This is a genomic window from Aliirhizobium wenxiniae, from assembly GCF_014201355.1.
GTDB lineage: Bacteria > Pseudomonadota > Alphaproteobacteria > Rhizobiales > Rhizobiaceae > Neorhizobium > Neorhizobium wenxiniae.
Map to the genome: position 1 here is coordinate 898,884 of NZ_JACHEG010000001.1, position 18,580 is coordinate 917,463.

At 57.4% G+C, this 18,580-nt stretch carries 16 protein-coding genes and 1 pseudogene; 6 read left to right on the forward strand and 11 right to left on the reverse strand.

What is annotated here, in order from left to right; all coding sequences use genetic code 11:
- Window position 1: 1 nt before the first annotated feature.
- On the reverse strand, window positions 2–2,191 hold the full coding sequence (locus HNQ72_RS04365; protein ID WP_183989859.1) for an anthranilate synthase: 2,190 nt from the start codon (window positions 2,189–2,191) through the stop codon (window positions 2–4).
- 325 nt (window positions 2,192–2,516) lie between these two features.
- Here HNQ72_RS04365 and HNQ72_RS04370 point away from each other — a divergent pair, with 325 nt between their 5' ends.
- On the forward strand, window positions 2,517–3,782 hold the full coding sequence (locus HNQ72_RS04370) for an extensin-like domain-containing protein (protein WP_244654286.1): 1,266 nt from the start codon (window positions 2,517–2,519) through the stop codon (window positions 3,780–3,782).
- An 8-nt stretch (window positions 3,783–3,790) separates the two neighbouring features.
- Here HNQ72_RS04370 and HNQ72_RS04375 read toward each other — a convergent pair whose 3' ends face one another.
- The 3 genes from HNQ72_RS04375 to HNQ72_RS04385 form a co-directional block, all read right to left on the reverse strand.
- On the reverse strand, window positions 3,791–4,102 hold the full coding sequence (locus HNQ72_RS04375; protein ID WP_183989860.1) for a hypothetical protein: 312 nt from the start codon (window positions 4,100–4,102) through the stop codon (window positions 3,791–3,793).
- Window positions 4,103–4,244: 142 nt separating this feature from the next.
- On the reverse strand, window positions 4,245–5,924 hold the full coding sequence (locus HNQ72_RS04380; RefSeq protein ID WP_183989861.1) for a formate--tetrahydrofolate ligase: 1,680 nt from the start codon (window positions 5,922–5,924) through the stop codon (window positions 4,245–4,247).
- A gap of 168 nt (window positions 5,925–6,092) precedes the next feature.
- Window positions 6,093–8,318 (reverse strand): TonB-dependent hemoglobin/transferrin/lactoferrin family receptor, encoded by a 2,226-nt coding sequence (locus HNQ72_RS04385; RefSeq protein WP_183989862.1) that lies wholly within the window; start codon window positions 8,316–8,318, stop codon window positions 6,093–6,095.
- Window positions 8,319–8,610: 292 nt separating this feature from the next.
- Between HNQ72_RS04385 and HNQ72_RS04390 the strand changes: the two are divergent.
- From HNQ72_RS04390 to HNQ72_RS04405, 4 genes and pseudogenes are all read left to right on the forward strand, one after another.
- A pseudogene (locus tag HNQ72_RS04390) lies at window positions 8,611–8,958 on the forward strand (YqhA family protein); the annotation flags it as partial.
- 204 nt (window positions 8,959–9,162) lie between these two features.
- The gene (locus HNQ72_RS04395; protein ID WP_183989866.1) at window positions 9,163–10,497 is read left to right on the forward strand and encodes a GGDEF domain-containing response regulator; all 1,335 of its coding nucleotides are present in this window, start codon (window positions 9,163–9,165) and stop codon (window positions 10,495–10,497) included.
- A gap of 336 nt (window positions 10,498–10,833) precedes the next feature.
- Window positions 10,834–11,559 (forward strand): helix-turn-helix transcriptional regulator, encoded by a 726-nt coding sequence (locus HNQ72_RS04400; protein WP_183989868.1) that lies wholly within the window; start codon window positions 10,834–10,836, stop codon window positions 11,557–11,559.
- Between the two features lie 33 nt (window positions 11,560–11,592).
- Window positions 11,593–12,063, forward strand: a complete 471-nt coding sequence (locus tag HNQ72_RS04405; RefSeq protein ID WP_183989870.1) for a PAS domain-containing protein — start codon at window positions 11,593–11,595, stop codon at window positions 12,061–12,063.
- 115 nt (window positions 12,064–12,178) lie between these two features.
- On the opposite strand, the gene HNQ72_RS04410 is transcribed toward HNQ72_RS04405, so the two are convergent.
- The 6 genes from HNQ72_RS04410 to HNQ72_RS04435 all read right to left on the reverse strand — a co-directional run bounded on the left by HNQ72_RS04410 (window position 12,179) and on the right by HNQ72_RS04435 (window position 17,373).
- Entirely contained in the window at window positions 12,179–13,342 is a 1,164-nt protein-coding gene (locus HNQ72_RS04410) for a DUF2333 family protein (RefSeq protein WP_183989872.1), read from the reverse strand.
- Window positions 13,343–13,484: 142 nt separating this feature from the next.
- Window positions 13,485–14,348, reverse strand: a complete 864-nt coding sequence (locus HNQ72_RS04415) for a hypothetical protein (protein WP_183989874.1) — start codon at window positions 14,346–14,348, stop codon at window positions 13,485–13,487.
- Between the two features lie 132 nt (window positions 14,349–14,480).
- On the reverse strand, window positions 14,481–14,930 hold the full coding sequence (locus HNQ72_RS04420) for a pseudoazurin (protein WP_148145644.1): 450 nt from the start codon (window positions 14,928–14,930) through the stop codon (window positions 14,481–14,483).
- A 129-nt stretch (window positions 14,931–15,059) separates the two neighbouring features.
- Window positions 15,060–15,641 carry a thymidine kinase gene (locus HNQ72_RS04425; protein WP_183989876.1) on the reverse strand — a complete coding sequence of 194 codons (582 nt, stop codon included), beginning with the start codon at window positions 15,639–15,641 and terminating at the stop codon, window positions 15,060–15,062.
- 83 nt (window positions 15,642–15,724) lie between these two features.
- The gene (locus HNQ72_RS04430) at window positions 15,725–16,729 is read right to left on the reverse strand and encodes an inorganic phosphate transporter (RefSeq protein WP_183989878.1); all 1,005 of its coding nucleotides are present in this window, start codon (window positions 16,727–16,729) and stop codon (window positions 15,725–15,727) included.
- Window positions 16,729–17,373 (reverse strand): DUF47 domain-containing protein, encoded by a 645-nt coding sequence (locus tag HNQ72_RS04435; RefSeq protein WP_183989880.1) that lies wholly within the window; start codon window positions 17,371–17,373, stop codon window positions 16,729–16,731. Before HNQ72_RS04435 ends, HNQ72_RS04430 begins: the two co-directional genes overlap by 1 nt.
- Before the next feature lie 104 nt (window positions 17,374–17,477).
- Here HNQ72_RS04435 and HNQ72_RS04440 point away from each other — a divergent pair, with 104 nt between their 5' ends.
- Window positions 17,478–18,002, forward strand: a complete 525-nt coding sequence (locus HNQ72_RS04440; protein WP_183989882.1) for an NUDIX hydrolase — start codon at window positions 17,478–17,480, stop codon at window positions 18,000–18,002.
- 6 nt (window positions 18,003–18,008) lie between these two features.
- Here the strand turns inward: HNQ72_RS04440 and HNQ72_RS04445 are convergent, their stop codons facing one another.
- On the reverse strand, window positions 18,009–18,536 hold the full coding sequence (locus HNQ72_RS04445; RefSeq protein WP_183989884.1) for an AAA family ATPase: 528 nt from the start codon (window positions 18,534–18,536) through the stop codon (window positions 18,009–18,011).
- Between the last annotated feature and the right edge of the window lie 44 nt (window positions 18,537–18,580).

The window sequence follows — 18,580 nt, forward strand, 5'->3', positions numbered from 1 at the left end:
ATTAAGCCGCCTTCGTCTCACGTTTACGCGCCAGATGCGCCACGACGTTCTCGATCATCCGCATTCCTGCATCGCCGCCGAGCGTCATGATCGATTCCGGGTGGAACTGCACCGCTGCAATCGGCTCCTTCGCGTGCTCGATGCCCATGATCGTGCCGTCTTCGCTCTCGGCCGTGATGATGAAATCGCGGTCGAGTGTCGCCGGATCGGCAAAGATCGAATGATAACGGCCGACCGTCACTTCCTTGGAAAGTCCGGAGAAGACGATTCCCGGCTCCAACACCCTGATACGCGACGGCTTGCCGTGCATAGGTATCGCCAGATGACGAAGCTGACCACCATAGGCTTCCGCCAACGCCTGAAGCCCGAGGCACACGCCGAAGATCGGCAGGTTCTTCGCCCGCGCCGCCTTGATCGTCGCCTTGCAGTCGAAATCCTTCGGGTTGCCCGGTCCGGGAGACAGCACGACGAGATCGGGATCGATCCGCTCGAAAACTTCGTCCGGCACCGGCGTGCGCACGGTGGAAACCGTCGCCCCCGTCTGGCGGAAATAATTGGCCAGCGTATGAACAAAGCTGTCCTCGTGGTCGACGAGCAGGATCTTCACTCCCTCGCCCACACGGGCAACATCGCGGGAGACCTTGCCGGAATTGCCGGCGCGCGCATCACGAATGGCTGAAATCATGGCCGATGCCTTCAGTTCGGTTTCCGCCTCTTCCTCTTCCGGATTGCTGTCGTTGAGAAGCGTTGCACCGGCACGCACTTCGGCAATACCGTCCTTCACCCGGATGGTCCTGAGTGTCAGCCCCGTATTCATGTCGCCGTTGAAGCCGACCATGCCGATCGCACCACCATACCATGCGCGCGGGCTGCGCTCGTGGCTTTCGATGAAGCGCATCGCCCAAAGCTTCGGCGCACCGGTCACCGTCACGGCCCAGGCGTGGGACAGAAACGCATCGAAAGCATCCATGTCCGGCCGCAGACGGCCCTCGATGTGGTCGACCGTATGGATGAGGCGCGAATACATCTCGATCTGTCGGCGACCGATCACCTTGACGGAACCCGGTTCGCAAACACGGCTCTTGTCGTTCCGGTCGACGTCGGAGCACATCGTCAGTTCCGACTCGTCCTTCTTCGAATTCAGCAGCTTGAGGATCTGTTCCGAGTCGGAAATCGCATCCTCGCCACGCTTGATCGTGCCCGAGATCGGGCAGGTCTCGATCCGACGACCAGAGACGCGCACGAACATTTCCGGCGACGCACCGATCAGATATTCCTGGTTTCCGAGATTGATGAAGAAGGAATAGGGCGACGGATTGATCGCCTTAAGCCGATTGGAAATCTCCGAAGGCTTCGAGTCGCAACGCTCCATGAACTTCTGGCCGGGAACCACTTCGAACAGATCGCCGCGACGGAAACTCTCCTTCGCCTCTGTGACGAGCTTGGCATATTCGCCCGGCTTGTGGTCGCCTTTCGGCGGCGTCACCGTCGTGCGGACGAACGGATCGGGCGCGATCTCCTGCGCCTTGCCCTCGGTCGTAACGCCGCCCCTGGCAAAGTCGTAGCGATCTATCCAGGCCTTGGCCGCATGGTGGTCCACGACGAGAATTTCATCGGGAAGAAACAGAACCATGTCGCGCTGGTCTTCCGGCCGTTCCATCGAAAGTTTGATCGCATCGAACTGGAAGGCAAGGTCGTACCCGAAAGCGCCGAACAGGCCGATCGCCGAATCCGCGTCGGAATAGAAAAGATCGACGATTGCGCGCAGCACGGTGAAGACAGTCGGGATCTTCGAGCGCTCTTCCTCGGTAAACACACGAGAAGGCTGGTTGACCGTCAGGTCGAGGCGTCGGACGGTCCGATCACCGAATGTAAGGTCTTCGACTGCCGCCAGTCGGTCGGCGACAAAACCGAGCAGCACTTCGCCGCGTTCGTTATAGGCCTCGATCCAGACCTTGCGTCCATTGCAGGTGATCCCGAGCGGCGGGTCGACGATTGCCGTATCCCAGCGCGTGTAACGACCGGGATATTCGTAGTTCGACGAGAAAACGGCGCCGCGGCGCTCATCCAGCCTGTCGACATAGGACGAGATTGCCGTTGCATATTCCGCCGGACGGCGGGCCCGGCTGACGGTTATGCCGCCTCGCGTCTCGTAGGTCTCGGAACCGTCCTCGCGAATGATCGTCACCATTGTAATGCCCTTGCCTCTTCGATCTGGTTCGCCCGTTTCCGGAAAGCAGCCAACAAAAAAGCCGCCTCGGTTCTCGGGCGGCTTGGTCTGGTCTTGTCGATGGACATGACTGGTCAAGGCCGCGTTAGCGTGCCCACCACCAGTTACCGTTGTTGTTCATCGAAATCGTCATGGACGGAATTGTTATCGCGGCTCTTCCCCTCGCGCAAGCGCAAAAATATCGCCGCCTGATGCGACCAAAACCGGTCGATCCGCGTTGCCCCTCTCGCTCGGCATCCGTTGCGCCGAAGCACAGTGCTGAACCGGTCCGGAGGACAGACAGGGAATGAAGCGGTCAACCTTACTCATCGCGCTTGCCGCACCTCTCATGCTTGGTGCAGCCTTGCCGCCCGAACGGCCGGCCCTGCCGGGCAGGAGCGCCGAAATCGTCGAGGTCAACGTAATCGACCGCTTCCTCAAGGATACCGGCATTCGCAAACAGTCTTCGACCAGGGAGAAGGCGAGAACCCGCAGCCGCAACACGTCGCGCAATTCAATCCCCAAACCGCCACCGCTCGCTTCCGTTCCCCTGCCCATCCCGAAACCGGCCGAAACCGCACAGAAGTCGACGCCCGAGCCGCCTTTACCTACAGACAAACCGGTAGAGGCCGCAAACCGGAAGCCCGAAGAACAGGCCGCGCCACCCGAGACGAATAACGCTGAAAACAAACCGGTGCAGCCTGACCTCGCCAAGCCCGACGGGAAAGCCGCTTCTTCACCCGCAAAGCCGGAGACAGAAGACCAAGCCAAGCCCCCAGTCGTCGAACAACCCTCGACTGCCACCGAACCGGCGCGCGAGACAGAGGTTCCCACACCGCTTCCCAAGCCCGAACCAGACACAGTGACCGCCAAACCGGACAACGCCGAACGCGGATCGCCGGAGAAGCCGGCAGAGAGCCAGCCCGCTCAGGCTGAAGTGAAACCGGACGGCAAGCCAGATGAAGCTGGCGAAACGGAAAAAGCCGAGACGCCCCCTCCTCCGCCTCTCGAAAAAGAAAATCCACAGGAACTGCAGGCCTGTCTGGCCGATCTGAAGGCGATCGGTGCAAAATTCGAAACGAACGATCCTATCGACGACGGCAACGGCTGCGGCATAGAACATCCGATCGATGTGGCGGAAGTCTTGCCCGGCGTCGATCTCGGCGGCGCGACCATGCGCTGCAAGACGGCGCTTACCATGGCCCACTGGCTGAAAGACACGGTCCAGCCCGCCATGACCATCGCCATGCCGGGCCGCAGGATCGTCGGCCTCGTTCCAGGCTCCACCTACCAGTGCCGTTTGAGAAACAGTGCGGCAACCGGAAAGATTTCCGAACATGCTCGCGGCAACGCCTATGATGTTGCAGCCTTCAAGCTCGACAATGGTGAAAAGATCGAGATGAAACCGAGAACGGAAGATTCGACACTGGAAGGCGCATTCCAGCGCACCGCCACTGCCGGAGCATGCCTGCACTTCACCACCGTCCTGTCACCAGGTAGCGACGCATCGCACGAAGACCATCTTCACTTGGACATCCTCGAGCGAAACGGTGGTTATCGCTATTGCCGATAAGGGGTGTCTTACTGCTGCGTAACAGTGAAGGACGATCCATTGCCGGCATCGCCGCTCGAAGTGCCTCTCGTCGGAGCAGGCCTCAGATCGAGCACCGGAGAACATATGCGGACGATCCGCGAATATCCGGATTGCGTGACCTTCAACAGACCGCATTCCTCATTGGCATAAGCGGTGCGAACATAATGCCGCTGGCTTTTTGCCGCCGGTGGATAATAGCCCCGAACGAGATCTGCCGCACCGGCAGGCAGCGCAGCGGCAGCGCCAAACACCATGACAGCGGCGATGGACAGAGAATATTTCCCAAATACGATCGACATGAAACTCTCCGGACAAAATGAACGATGATCGGTTTTACCCATCCTGCGCATCATCAATTCCAAATTCAAGCTCAGGTTCCCGCGATGCTTTCCCGCAGCTTGATATATTCGTTTCAAACGGCAATCGACATGAACAATATTATCAGAACAGCCCCTCGATCTGCCCCTCGTCATTGAGAAAGATTCGTTCGGCGGATGGCGACCGCGGCAGACCGGGCATGGTCATGATTTCGCCGGTGATCGCCACGATAAAACCCGCACCGGCGGAGAGCCTCACCTCGCGGACATGCACGACATGCCCCTCCGGCGCGCCACGCAGGGTCGGATCGGTAGAGAAGGAATATTGGGTCTTGGCGATGCAGACCGGCAGATTGCCATAACCCTGCTCCTCCCACGCCTTCAGTTGATCCCGCACCGCCTTGTCGGCAGTCACCTCGCCTGCATGATAGATTTTCGACGCAACCGTCTGGATCTTGTCGAACAGCGGCGTCTCGTCCGGATAAAGCGGCTGGAATTTTGCCTGTCCACCATCGGCGAGCTCGACCACCTTATACGCCAGCTCCTCGATCCCGGCCGATCCTTCTGCCCAATGGCGGCAGACGATCGCATCGGCGCCCAACCGGTCGACATAATCCTTGATCGCAGCGATCTCGGCATCCGTATCCGAAATGAAGTGATTGATAGCGACAACCACCGGCACGCCGAACTTGCGCACATTGGCGACATGGCGGCCGAGATTGGCGCACCCGCGCACCAGCGCCTCGACATTCTCGGCAGAAAGATCTTCCTTCTTCACGCCGCCGTTCATCTTCAGCGCCCGGATGGTCGCCACGATGACAGCTGCATCGGGCTTCAGCCCAGCCTGGCGGCACTTGATGTCGAAGAATTTCTCAGCCCCGAGATCCGCCCCGAAACCGGCTTCGGTCACCACATAATCGCCAAGCTTGAGCGCCGCCTTGGTGGCGATCACCGAGTTGCAGCCATGGGCAATATTGGCAAACGGACCGCCATGCACGAGTGCCGCATTGTTCTCCAGCGTCTGCACCATGTTCGGCTGCATCGCATCCTTCAGCAGCACCGCCATCGCCTTGTCGGCCTTCAGGTCACGCGCATAGACCGGCGAGCGGTCGAAGCGATAACCGATGACGATCTGGCCAAGCCGGCGCTCGAGATCGCTGAGGTTTTCGGCAAGACACAGGATAGCCATGACTTCGGAGGCAACCGTGATGTCGAAGCCGCCTTCGCGCGGATACCCGTTTTTAGCACCGCCGAGCGACATGACGATTTCACGCAGCGCCCGATCGTTCATGTCCATCACCCGCCGCCAGGTGATGCGACGGATATCGATATTGAGTTCGTTGCCCCAATAGACGTGATTGTCGATCATCGCCGAAAGCAGATTATGCGCAGACGTGATCGCATGGAAATCGCCGGTGAAATGGAGATTGATATCCTCCATAGGCACGACCTGCGCATAACCGCCGCCGGCCGCCCCGCCCTTGACGCCGAAACAGGGGCCGAGCGACGGCTCGCGCACGCAGATGACCGCCTTTTTTCCGATCCGGTTCAGTCCGTCGCCAAGACCAACTGTCGTCGTCGTTTTCCCTTCGCCTGCCGGCGTCGGATTGATTGCGGTAACGAGGATCAACTTGCCGTCTCTTTTGCCCTCAAGTGAAGCAATGAAATCGGCGCTGATCTTCGCCTTGTCGTGGCCATATGGAATGAGATCGTCGGACGAAATCCCGAGCTTTTCGCCTATGGCAATGATCGGCTGCTTTTTCGCCGCTCGGGCAATTTCGATATCCGACTTCACATCTGCCATCCGGCTTCCCTCTTGGCGACTGATAGGAACGTTTTGTGTGGCATGCTTTACCGAAGCCCGCCCGCACTGTGAATAGCAGGCTTTCGGCGTCCACCGCCGATCCAAAAGAAAAAGGGCGATACGATCACTCGCACCGCCCTCGACTGGAGGCATTTAAAGGAACTGTGTTCAGAACCGCTGGGTCAGAGAGATTTTGAACGAACGGCCCGGCTCGGTGAAGTAGTCTTCCGCTCCAGCCGTGACGTTGGCATCCTTGGTGTTGAGCGCATCCCAGTATTTGCGGTCAAAGACGTTATAGATACCGGCGCGGATGCTCAGGCCCTTGACCTGCTCCGGCTCCCACCATGCTGTAAGGTCGACCAGACCGTAACCCGGAGCCTTGAAACTTGCCGTGGACTTGTCTGAGACGCCCTTTACCCCGGTCCACAAGGCATCCACGCCCCAGGTCTCGGTTGCATAGCCAATGCCGACGATGGCCTTGAGCGGCGCAACCGAGTTGAGATACTGGTCCGTTTCCATGTTGACACCACGCGTAAAGGCCAGGCCAGCGCGAGTGTTGAAACCATTTACGAAGCTCTTGTGGACGCTGAATTCTGCTCCGTAGATCTTCGCGCGGGCAATATTCTGGTAACCGGTGACGCCGAACGGGAAGTCAGCGGGATTATATCCGGCAGCAGTGATTTCGTCGCTCGAGTAGGATCGGCTATCGATAAAGTTTCGGTAGCGATTGTAGAACAGGTTCACCGAACCTCCGAACTCGTCGTCGCCAAGGCGTGCGCCAACTTCGAATCCGTTGCTGGTTTCAGGTTCGAGGTCCGGGTTGCCGATCGAAAGATAGCTGCCGACACCGCCGTAGGTCAGGTACATTTCGTTGGAAGTCGGGGAACGGAAGCCCATCGCCCATTGACCGAACAGGGTAACGTCCTTGTTAAGTTGATACTCCGCGAGGATTTTGGGCGAGAACGCGCTGTCGCTCGAACCGTTGGGAAGCACCGGCGTTGCAGGATTGCTCAGATAAGCGGGCGTGTCTTTCGGAGAGTGGTCGTACCAGTCGAAACGGATACCAGGCGTCAACGAGAACCCGCTATCGCCGAACACCATCCGGTCTTGTGCGTAAACACTTACCTTCGAGCTATCGACGTCAGGCATATCCGACTGGTTGGTGTGCAGCATGCTGCAAGGCGGAAACAAAGAAGTGAAAGGCGTGCACGAATCTACCCCGGCGGAATACTGCTCAGCCTTGGAGAAGAACATGCTCGTCCCGAGCGTGAGTGTGTGGTTGACCGACCCGACCTCAAAACCGCTGTCGAAGAAACCGTTGAAACCGAAGCCAGCCTCGGAGATTTCATTGTTTCGTATGAACGGACCGGCCAGGCTGCCGAAGCGGATCGAGTCCTGGCTGTCCACCCGCTCCTGCCTCTGCCAATAGAGCGTCGCTTTGGCGTCGTCGATCAAACTGTCCGTGCTCGGTGCCTCATATTCGTAATCGAGAGACACGCGTGTGCGTTCGTTCTCTTCACCGGACGTATGCTTGCCTTCGGGACGATAGTTTGTGCCCGGTACCTGCGCCTGCTTCAGATCGATATCCTTGTCGAAGCGGAACCGTTCCGCCGTAAGACCGAAGCGATGACCTCCCTCAACATCCTGACGCAGCTTGAACAGCATGTTGTACTGGTCGTAGTCGGCGGGATTTCTCTTGGTCCGATCAGAGCCATAACCACCGACACTGCCACGGTTGTCCAGTTCGTGACCCTTTTTGTAGGATCCGAGGAACATGATCGAAGTGTTCTCGATCCGCTTTGCGATTGCGGCCCCCCCATACCAGCTGTCATCCGCGCTGTCGAAACCAGTCCCGACCTTGCCGCCCCAATCCTTGCCTTCGCTGATAAGATCGTCTGGTTCAAGCGTCCTGAACAGAAGCGCTCCGCCAAGCGCACCATCACCGATCCGGCTGCTATCTGCCCCCTTAACGACATTGACGGTGGCTAGAGAGAAGAAGTCTACACTGTCAGCCCCGCCACTGGTTTCTCGGGCGTTGTCCCGCAGATAGCTGAGCGGAATGCCATCGACCAAGGTCGTGACGCGATTTCCTTCAAGGCCTCGGATATTTACCGAATTGGTTGCCCGATTGAAGTTCACGCCCGGATCGATCGATCGGCCAAGATCGGCGATAGACTGAACCTGCTTCTTCTCAAGCTGGGCTTCGGTCGTTTCCGTAGCTGTGGGAGTGTTCTCAGCATCACCTGCCTTGGCTACCCTTTTCCCTTTCAGGACAATGGGTTCAAGGGCCGTTCCGCTCTGCTCGGCCTGCTGCGCCGATGCTTCTGCAGCAAGAGATAGCAGCGCGAGAGCGGTGCAGGTGGTAAGGATCGATCGAAGACGCCGACTGGCCATAGCTATCCCTTTATATGGCCGCACGTCATCACCCCTCGCGCAAAAGCACGATGGAAACGGCGGACCAATTCGAAATCTGTCAAAAATGTGGCGGGCGGCAGAATGCTGCCTTATTCATGCCATTAGAAAACATGACTCTTGTTGTCAATTATTAAAACATGACTCGATGAATCATGTTTCTGTGATCCACTCCAAGTGATTAAAATGCAACAAAGCATAGCGTCTCCGGTCTTGCCGGAACTACCTCTGGCCTATTATGTGAAGCACCCCTGATTAAGCCGGAGAGCACTTGATGAAATCGCTGGAACTGCTGGTCGAGAAGATCATCCTCTCAAGCCGCTGGCTGCTGGTCGTCTTTTACATGGGCCTGGTCGCCGCGCTGGCAGTCTATGCGCTTTCCTTCGCCTTCAAGTTCTGGAAGGTCGCCCAGAACGTCTTCACGCTTGGCGAAGCCGAAATGATCCTCGCCATGCTCGGCCTGATCGACGCAGCGCTCGTCGCAAGCCTTATCGTCATGGTGATGATTTCGGGTTACGAGAACTTCGTCAGCCGCTTCGACGAGGCGGAAGCGGACGTTTCCTTCCTCGGTAAGCTTGATGCCGGCAGCCTCAAGATCAAGGTAGCATCCTCGATCGTCGCGCCGTAATGCTCGGCTGGCTGGAACGGATCATGGCCGCCACCAAGGCCGACAAGAATGAAGGCAAGCACGAAGCGCATCTTTAATGTACTTTCGCGGCCATTCGCCACGGGCAGAAGTACCGCCGCAGGAGCAAAGTCTCGAACTGAATAATTGATTCGTAATCCATGTCGCTTATCCGATGCATAGACTGCACTGGAGAAAGACATGACGGTTGGCCGCGAGAATTTGCTGTCCATCAACGGGCTGCGATTGAAGCAGGGTGAAAGGATACTTCTCGTCGAGGATTCCGTCGCACTCTCGACCTTGCTCACCCAACGACTGGAAGAGGAAACAGGCGCAACCGTCACACGTTGCGGCTCCCTCTCGGCGGCCCGCAAAAACATCGTCGAAGGCACGTTCCTGCTTGCCCTGACAGGCCTCAACCTTCCCGATGCCCCCAATGGCGAAATCCTCGACATGTTGCTGCAAGAGGAAATCCCAACAATCGTGTTCACGGCGATGTTCGACGCGGACACGAGGGAGCGCTGCACCAGGAAAAAGATCGTTGACTATATCGTCAAGGACGGCACAAAAACGGTAGACAAGGTCGTCCAGACCGTCAGCCGCATCCTCGCAAACAGCGCTCACAAGATACTCGTTGTTGACGACGCCCGCGCCGCTCGCTCGGAACTTGTCGAAATTCTCAATCGCCAGAATTTCCGCGTTCTGGAAGCCCGTTCAGGGCGGCAGGCACTTGAAATTCTGACGAATGACGAAACGATCGATCTCGTCATCACCGACCACCATATGGCCGATATGGATGGCTATGAGCTGACGCGCCGCATCCGCCAGAGCCGCAATTCTGAACAGCTGCGCATTATCGGCATTTCGTCCTCGTCAGACCGGCTTCTGTCTGCAAGCTTCCTGAAAGCCGGGGCCTCGGATTTCATCTATCGGCCATTCGTCCATGAAGAACTCAAATGCCGAATAGATAACAATGTGGAGACCCTGGCACAGCTCACGCATCTCCGCCGGCTGGCGGAACAGGATTACCTGACCGGCCTTGCAAACCGGCGTCATTTCTTCGCAACCATGCGCCAGCGGGGAAAGGAAGCGATGCAAGGGTCTATCGCACTTCTCGATATCGACCATTTCAAGCTGGTGAACGATACTTACGGCCATGATGCCGGCGACGCCGTCTTGCAGGCGATTTCGCTCGTCATGGCTGACATGTGCATTCCGGCAAAGCACATGCCTGCCCGCATCGGCGGCGAGGAATTCGCCATATGCCTGAGCCAGCTCGACGCGTTTCAGGCACACTCCTTCTGCGAAGAACTGCGCAAAAGGATCGAAGAGCGTGTGATCAAGGTCGGTAACCGTTCGATATCAGCGACAATATCCATCGGCGTCGTCGAATTCGAGCCGGATGAAACCTTTGAGAACCAGCTCAATGCAGCCGACCAGCTTCTTTATCTGGCAAAGGCAAATGGAAGAAATCGGGTCTACTCCACGCTGACGATCCCGGAGGCGATCAACGCGATTGCTTCCGCGGGTGGCTAGAATTGACGCGGGACCGCATTGATCCCTTCGCTGCATCGACCTCTTGCCTGGTAACCTGCCACACCTCATGCAGGATGCTCGATGCATTGCAGCAAGTCATCGCTTCAGAAACACTCGGCGAAGTGCAGCTTTCCGGCTTTACGTCAAGAAAAGCGGATGCGAGCTTATTTCCCCATGCGTGGCATTTGCCCATAAGTGACTGAAATCAAATAAATAACATGACCACATGTCATAAAAGTTGTTAACTGGTGGAATTTCGACAACTTTCCGCTAGCTATTAAACGTAAGTAGTATATTTATTAACAATAACATAGCTCCCGTGAACCCGAAAAACTGATGATAACTCACGAACGGCAGTCGGTGCTGAGCAGCGAGATATCTGCGGCCCATTCGCAGGAAGGTCTATTCTTGGCCTTGCGGCGGGTTACGCATGAATTCAGCTTGCAGCACGTCACGTTGCTGTCGCTGAATAATCCCGACGAAAAGCTGCTTAACCGTATGGTTGTGCAAAGCAGCATTCCTGAGCCGTATTTCGCGGAATTTGATCGCAGGCGCCTGCTCGAAAAATGCGCTCTTGCAGATATCATTATCCAGTCGAAGCTACCGTTCTGCTGGTCGATAGGGGACCCACTTCAATCTCGTCCCTTCCCTGTCGATAGCGCTATCGAAGACCTTCAGCGGCGCTACGGACTGATCACCAGTGTCGCAATGACACTTCATTCGCTTGAAGGCGAGCGCTTCATCATGCGCTTCGATGGCGCCCGCCCTCGCCTCACCCAGGTCGAGCTCAACGAGATCGGCATGATCACCCTGCATTCGTTCGACATGTTCGAAAAGATCAGGCGCAACGAGCGCAAGGCAACGCCCTCTCCTCTCACAGTTCGCGAGCTCGAAGTGGTGCGCTGGACAGCTCAGGGCAAGACCTCGGTCGAGATCGGCCAAATACTCACCTTGTCCGATCACACGGTAAACGCCTACATGACCAACGCCATTAAAAAACTCGATTGTGTCAATCGCACCCAGCTTGTAGCGAAGGCTCTCAGACTTAGGCTTATTGCATAGATCAAAGCAGCCCCGGCTGGAGAAAAACTGAAATTGGCATCCTGGATCGAGCATTCGCGCAAACCTTACGAGGCCCACCACCAGCTTGTCGGCTTGAGCGATAGGGAAGTCCTTGAACTTGTCGGCTCGTTTCGCCTCTGCGGCTTCTGGCGCTTCAACGTCGACAGCGGCCATCTATTCGGCACGCTCGAATACTGCCAGATTTTCGGGATTCCCCATTGCGACGGACCACTTGATCTTGTCAGGCTCAGCGCGGCCATCCATCCGGATGACCTGACGGTGATCATGGAAACCTTCGAGCGCGCAAGCGCCTCGCAGCTGACATTCCACAATCTCTATCGGGTAAAGACAGGCCCCACGAGCTTCAAGTTCGTTCGCAGCGTCGGAAAATTCCGCGCAGACGATGCAGGACAGGGTGACGTCATCGGCATGACATACGAACTCTTCCCACAGGCAAGTACGACGATCGGTTTCATTCCCGATGAAGACCTGCTCAAGGGCTGACCAACTTGCTTTACCTCATATTTTCCGAAAGCGGCCACCGCTTTCGGGATAAAGACATGCGGTAACAGCAATGAGCTAAACCATGGAAAGCGGAACTGGAAGATCGCGACGAGCTTTAGCGGTCGAGCACCAGCCGGATCTCCACCAGATTGGAGCGGACCCGTAGGGTATAGAAGCCCATCACCGCAAGATGGGTCGGCATGATCCAGCCATCTTCGGCACCGTTTGAAATGATGGCGGGCTGGATGCGCAGCGCGGCCTGCATCTGTTTCAGCATGTCGGTCCACAGCGGAGCGAGATTACGCTCGCGAATGACCTGCGAGAAATCAGCGCCGGCAGCAGACAGGATTGCATAGTAGCCGTAAATCTGCCCATAGGCGAACCAGAAGCGATCATCCGCCCGTGTGTCGAACCAGCCGCCATTATAATTCTCAGAGCGCTCGCGAAGGATGGCAGACGTGCCGCCGAGATCGTTCGCGACACGATCGATGAACTGGACCAGATTGTCGGCGCGGCTGTCGAATGTCGCCGAGCAGTTGCCCAGCTCGGTGTTGAACTTATGCAGGCTGTTGATCGCCGCCCGATAATAGCTCGGCGTCGGCGTCTTCGGGCCAAACGGGCTCAATCCGAAATACCAGGAATATTCATCGAACTGCAGATTGCTGCGCGCATCTTGAAGATTGGTATTGACGCCGGAAGTTCCCCGCATCCGCGCCAGCGTATCGACCAGCTCCACCGAGGTACGGCGTACCGCCTGGTTCACGCCGCGCTGGAACGAAGCCTTGTTATCGAGGAAAGGCGTATGGTCCCAGTCCATCCCGAAAAAGCCGAGACGATAAAGAAGCATGGAGGATATCCATGCATTCTGGTTGACGTTCATGTCGGTGAGATCGGCCGCCGCATCGGCGATAGCGGATGTCTGGCATTGCTTGGCGGCAGCTACAGCGGAGGCGCCGGCAGTCTGCGCCTGAGCTTGAGCCGCAACACCGGGCACAGGCAACTCCTGACCGGCAGGCATGTTACGCTCGGTCCATCGATAGCTGTCGACGAAATTCGGATCGAAGCCGCGCCAGACCTGCGTCTGCCAGATGAAATAACCGTATAAGGCAACAAGCAACACTGCGACGATCGCAAGCGGCCCCTTCACCCAGAGACGGCGTCCCCGATACCAGCCATGCGCCGCCATCAGCGGCCAAATCAACCACGCAACCAATATCCGGACGCCACGCCCAATGGCAGCAGCCACGCCTTTGAAGAATCCGGTGATCTGGTCGCGCATCTAGTCCTCCTGGAAGCCGATCGGTCATCGCTGACATATGATGCCGATCCATTGAGTACAACACTTGCCATGGACAGGACTGGAACAAATTCGAAAGGGATAACGTCGCACTCCCGTTTCGGAAGGCTTCACAGCCGATATTTCACGCATCCTCGAAACGTTTGGCAAAGGCGATATCGGTCCTCTGCCGGCTGCGCTCGAGCCGCGCCCCCGGCAAAAGGTCGTTTCCAAGGCGCCAGACCGGCCTGGAAAGATGCGGATAGGCATCAGGCGAAAGGCTATGCGCCTCCCTTTCGCCATCGAAGGAAAGGAGGACCGAATAGAGATCGAGAAGGTTCTCGATATCGAAGCCAAGTTTCTGCAAAAGCAGGTTCAGATCGCGCACCCCGCTATTAAAGGCACGCGAAACCGGATCGACCAGCCCAATCATGCTTTCGAAAGCCTGATTGTGTCCGCTCGCGCCGTCACCCCCGCCATCATGATCCGCAAGCACTCTTGTTACTTTGCCCTCCTCGGATTGCGCAAGCATGGCCAGCGCATCTTCAGCCGATATACGCTGGCCGATCACAGCCTGCCGATGGGTTTCGATCAACCCCACCAGCCTGTCCGCCCTGCCAAGGATCGTCCGCAACCGCTCGACCCCACCGGCTCTCGCAGCTCGCCTTTCGATCCGGCGGCGCATTGCTTTTCTGGAAAACAAACCGAGAAACAGGTCACTCGCCAGCGGGTTTTCCCTGTCGTTGAAAACTACCCGCTGCTCGTCGATGGCAGCGCCGATCCCTGCCACATGTGCTGCAAGTTCGGGATAGACGCTCTTCTGCCGCATAAGCAATGCCAAGCGCCGCGCGGCGAGTTCGTCAAAAGCGTTGCCTTGGAGAGACCGCGGCGTGCCCACAGGCCCAGGGATCACGGCCAGCAAATCCGTGCCGGCTTCAATGATCGCGTTCAGACCGGCGCGGATCTCGGCCACCGTATCCTCGAAACGTGCGGAACTCTCTGCCTTCATCTCTTCCTCCCTGCCCGGAGAAAGAAATAGGGCCGCTGCGCATTTTGACGACAGCGGCCCTGCAATAATAACTAGGTGATAAAAAGGATAATGCTTAGGTGATAAAAAGTTCTGGTTTGAAAAGTGGCAAGCTCAGAGACCGAGCTTTGCAATCTCGGCGTCGAGGCGTTCCTTTGCCTTCTTCGGCATCTTGGCAGCCTTGACCGCGTCAATGTTGGATGGCGCGTCACCGACGACAACGAGCGCAATCATGCCCATGCCGAAATGTGGCGTGCACTTGAAGACATAGGCCCCGGCCTGATCGACGGTCACAACCAGATCCTGGCTGATCTTGCCCTTGATATCGGCCACACCTTCCGGAACCAGACCAGGCATGGAAGCCGCATCGTGCCCCTTGTCGACAGAGACAAACTTGATCGTATCACCCGGAGCGGCCTTCACGGCAGCCGGTTCGAATACCATTGCCTGACCGTCAGAGCCCTTGTTGAGCATCTTGATTTCGATTTCGGCGGACAGTGCCGGCAAGGCCAGCAGAACTGCGCCAGCAGCCAGTGTGGCGGTCTTCAGTATCGTTCTGATCATCGAATTCTCCTGCGAGGGTTCGCGGCACGACCGCGATGAGTGCGTTTTACCGCTGCAGGACTTTGGCGCTTTGACATTGGTCAATAGAAAGAAGCCTCCCCGTTTTTTTAGGGGGCTAGCGCCGAGGGCTTAATCGCAGCGCATCTTTTCTTCCCAATGCCGACGGCAAAGTGAAACGTATTTCTCGTTGCCGCCCACCTCGACCTGAGCGCCCTCGCGGATCACCTCACCCGCCTCATCGACCCTGACGACCATGGTCGCCTTGCGGCCGCAATGGCAAATGGTTCGCACTTCCCGCAACTCGTCGGCAATCGCCAGCAATTCATACGATCCGGGAAACAGCTTGCCCTGAAAATCGGTGCGCAAACCATAGGCCATGACGGGAATACCGACCCGGTCCGAGACCCGCGCCAACTGCCATACCTGCTCTGCCGAAAGAAACTGGGCCTCGTCGACGAAAACGCAGGCAATCGGTTCCTGCGTGTGCATGTCCGCGATGGCCGTAAAAAGATCATCGCTCTGGCCGAAGGGAATAGCTTCGGAAGAAAGCCCAATGCGTGAAGCGACCTTGCCCTTACCTGCGCGCTCATCCAGCGCAGCGATGAAGATCACCGTGCGCATGCCGCGTTCCCGATAATTGTAGGAGGCCTGCAAGAGCATCGTCGACTTGCCGGCGTTCATCGTCGCGTAGTGGAAATAGAGCTTGGCCATGGCTGGCGTTTTCTTACCCTCCGGCGGCAAGCGAAAGACAGGCCGCCGGATAACCACAGATATTTGCGATCGCCTCGCGAGGTTTAAGCGAACAAAGCCACGATCTGATAGGTCAGATAGGAGATCAGGGCGGCAGCCGGCATGGTAACGATCCAGGCAATCACGATATTGCCGGCAAGCCCCCAGCGTACCGCAGATACGCGCCGAGCCGCCCCGACACCGACGATCGCGCCGGTGATCGTGTGGGTGGTCGAAACTGGAATGCCGAGCCATGTCGCGCCGAACAGCGTCAACGCACCGCCCGTCTCGGCGCAAAACCCCTGCATGGGATTAAGTCGCGTGATCTTCGATCCCATCGTATGAACGATCCGCCAGCCGCCGAACAGTGTGCCGAGCGCCATGGCCGACTGGCAGGTGATGACAACCCAGAACGGCACATAGAACTCCGACCCGAGATAACCCTGGCTGAACAGCAGCACCGCGATGATACCCATCGTCTTCTGCGCATCATTGCCGCCATGGCCGAGCGAGTAGAGCGAGGCAGAAACGAACTGCATGATGCGAAAAGTCCGGTCGACCGCAAACGGCGTCTGGCGCACGAAAATCCACGACACGGCAAGAACAAGCACCAGCGCCAGGAAAAACCCGATCGCCGGCGACAGGAAGATCGCACCCGCAGTTTTCAGGAAGCCACCCCAGACGATCGACGAAATCCCCACCTTTGCAAGCCCGGCGCCAATCAGACCGCCGACCAGTGCATGCGAAGAACTGGACGGGATCCCAAATATCCAGGTGACGATATTCCAGATGATCGCCCCCATCAGCGCGGCAAAGATTACCGCAGGCGAGACGATGCCCGGATCGATAATACCGGTTCCAAGCGTTTCGGCCACATGCAGCCCGAAGAACATGAAGGCAATGAAATTGAAAAAGGCGGCCCAGGCCACCGCATATTGCGGCTTCAGAACACGAGTCGAAACGATCGTCGCGATCGAGTTTGCCGCGTCATGCAGACCGTTGAGAAAATCGAAAAACAGCGCAATACCGATCAATCCGACCAGCAGCGGAAAGGCGAGTGTCAGGTCCATCAGACGTTCTCGATCACGATACCGCTGATTTCATTGGCAACATCCTCGAAGCGGTCGACAACCTTTTCGAGTTCGCCATAGATCTCGCTGCCGATCATATAGGCCATTGCATCGCCGGAAGCGCCGTGCCGCTGGAAGAGATCCTTGAGACCCTGGTCATGCAGATCGTCGGAGCGACCCTCGACACGCATCACCTCTTCGGCAATCGCGCTGAGGCGCTGCGCATTGGCGCCGAGCTTGTCGAGCAGCGGAATGGCTTCCGCGACGAGATGCGCCGCCTTGACAACCTCTTCGCCCATCTGCCGCATCAACGGATCGAAGCTCGACTGTTCGAACAGCCGAATGGTTTTCACCGTCTTGTGCATCATGTCGATCGCATCATCCATCGACTGGATCAGATCCTTGATGTCACCACGATCGAAAGGCGTGATGAAGCTGCGCCGGACGGCGAGCAGCACGTCGCGCGTAATGTCATCGGCGCGATCCTCGAGTGTCACGATACGCTCGCAATTCGCCTCTACATCTTTCCCGTTGAGAAGCTCGCCCAGCGCTTCGGCAGCCTCCACGACAGTCTTCGAATGTTCGGAAAACATGTCGAAGAACTTGTCTTCGCGCGGCATCAACTTCCGGAAAATACTCATCATGACAACAATCCCTGCTGCGGCACCGACATCAGGGCCGTCACAAAACTGTCATAAAAGCCATCGGACGGCTGGAATCAACCGCAAAAATCGGCATTTAAACGGGCATGAAACCTGTCACCAAAGACAAGAAGTCGCAAAACACCAAACAGAACCCGAAGCCGAGGACACTGTTGCAGCAACTTGCACAGATGCCGGAGAAGCTTTTCAGCGGATTTCGCCAGCAATACGGTGCGCTCTGCTTTCGCTGGACGGGTGATGACGACGCCATCGAGATCCTTGTCATCACCTCGCGGGACAGCGGCCGTTGGGTAATTCCCAAGGGCTGGCCGATGAAGAAGAAACAGCCGCATGAGGCAGCAGAGATCGAAGCCTGGCAAGAAGCAGGTGTGCGAGGGCGAGCGCGAAAGAAGCCGATCGGCCGCTACACCTATCTCAAATGGCTGGACAATGGCGATGTTGCGCCCTGTGTGGTCGACGTTTTTCAGGTGGAAGTGGCGGAGGTCGAGAAGAACTTCAAGGAACGTGGCCAGCGTGAGATTGTCTGGCTTTCACCCAGTGAAGCCGCATATCGCGTCCGGGAAGTCGAACTCAAATCGCTGATCATCGACTTCAACCCGAAGAAGAAATAGCACCGCTCAACCGAGAGCGGAAAGGACGAAATCGGCACGCTCGACGACAGAGACCTTCGGCAGGACCATCACCTCATAGCCGAGTTTCGGATAGGCTGCGGCAAGGCGTTCATATTCCGCGACCGCATCATCAAGCGAATGCAGCCGCTCGGCGTCCCCTTCATAGATTTCCGGCCACGGCGGTGTCATGAAAACGGTCGGATGATACGGATGGATCTCATTCAATCGCTCGACCATAGGCTCCCCAGTCATCTGTTCCAATGCGACGGCGGCATCGATCAGCCCGCGATCGAAGAACGTCCAGCCTGTATTCCCGGCAGCAACCTGCCTGTCGGCAACCGCCATATCGATCGCCAGCCGCGCAAAGGCGGCGAGATCCACCCAGGGCAGCGCTCTCCCCTCGCCTTGCATCTCCTGCCTGACGATCCGCCGTCCCGGCTCCTCGACCACGGAAAATCCACGAGCACCGAGTTCTCCAAGAAGCGTCGACTTGCCTCCGCCGGAACATCCGGAAATCACCACGAAGCGGCTCATGCATATCCTCCACATATTGTCGCGACAGCCGTTGCTGGCTAGCA

Coding starts and splice junctions, on each gene's coding strand:
- HNQ72_RS04365 (WP_183989859.1), bottom strand. CDS start 2,191: ATGGTGACGATCATTCGCGAGGACGGTTCCGAGACCTACGAGACGCGA.
- HNQ72_RS04425 (WP_183989876.1), bottom strand. CDS start 15,641: ATGGCCAAGCTCTATTTCCACTACGCGACGATGAACGCCGGCAAGTCG.
- HNQ72_RS04440 (WP_183989882.1), top strand. CDS start 17,478: ATGAAACCTGTCACCAAAGACAAGAAGTCGCAAAACACCAAACAGAAC.
- HNQ72_RS04445 (WP_183989884.1), bottom strand. CDS start 18,536: ATGAGCCGCTTCGTGGTGATTTCCGGATGTTCCGGCGGAGGCAAGTCG.
- HNQ72_RS04420 (WP_148145644.1), bottom strand. CDS start 14,930: ATGATCAGAACGATACTGAAGACCGCCACACTGGCTGCTGGCGCAGTT.
- HNQ72_RS04370 (WP_244654286.1), top strand. CDS start 2,517: ATGAAGCGGTCAACCTTACTCATCGCGCTTGCCGCACCTCTCATGCTT.
- HNQ72_RS04375 (WP_183989860.1), bottom strand. CDS start 4,102: ATGTCGATCGTATTTGGGAAATATTCTCTGTCCATCGCCGCTGTCATG.
- HNQ72_RS04435 (WP_183989880.1), bottom strand. CDS start 17,373: ATGATGAGTATTTTCCGGAAGTTGATGCCGCGCGAAGACAAGTTCTTC.
- HNQ72_RS04410 (WP_183989872.1), bottom strand. CDS start 13,342: ATGCGCGACCAGATCACCGGATTCTTCAAAGGCGTGGCTGCTGCCATT.
- HNQ72_RS04400 (WP_183989868.1), top strand. CDS start 10,834: ATGATAACTCACGAACGGCAGTCGGTGCTGAGCAGCGAGATATCTGCG.
- HNQ72_RS04430 (WP_183989878.1), bottom strand. CDS start 16,729: ATGGACCTGACACTCGCCTTTCCGCTGCTGGTCGGATTGATCGGTATT.
- HNQ72_RS04385 (WP_183989862.1), bottom strand. CDS start 8,318: ATGGCCAGTCGGCGTCTTCGATCGATCCTTACCACCTGCACCGCTCTC.
- HNQ72_RS04415 (WP_183989874.1), bottom strand. CDS start 14,348: ATGAAGGCAGAGAGTTCCGCACGTTTCGAGGATACGGTGGCCGAGATC.
- HNQ72_RS04380 (WP_183989861.1), bottom strand. CDS start 5,924: ATGGCAGATGTGAAGTCGGATATCGAAATTGCCCGAGCGGCGAAAAAG.
- HNQ72_RS04395 (WP_183989866.1), top strand. CDS start 9,163: ATGACGGTTGGCCGCGAGAATTTGCTGTCCATCAACGGGCTGCGATTG.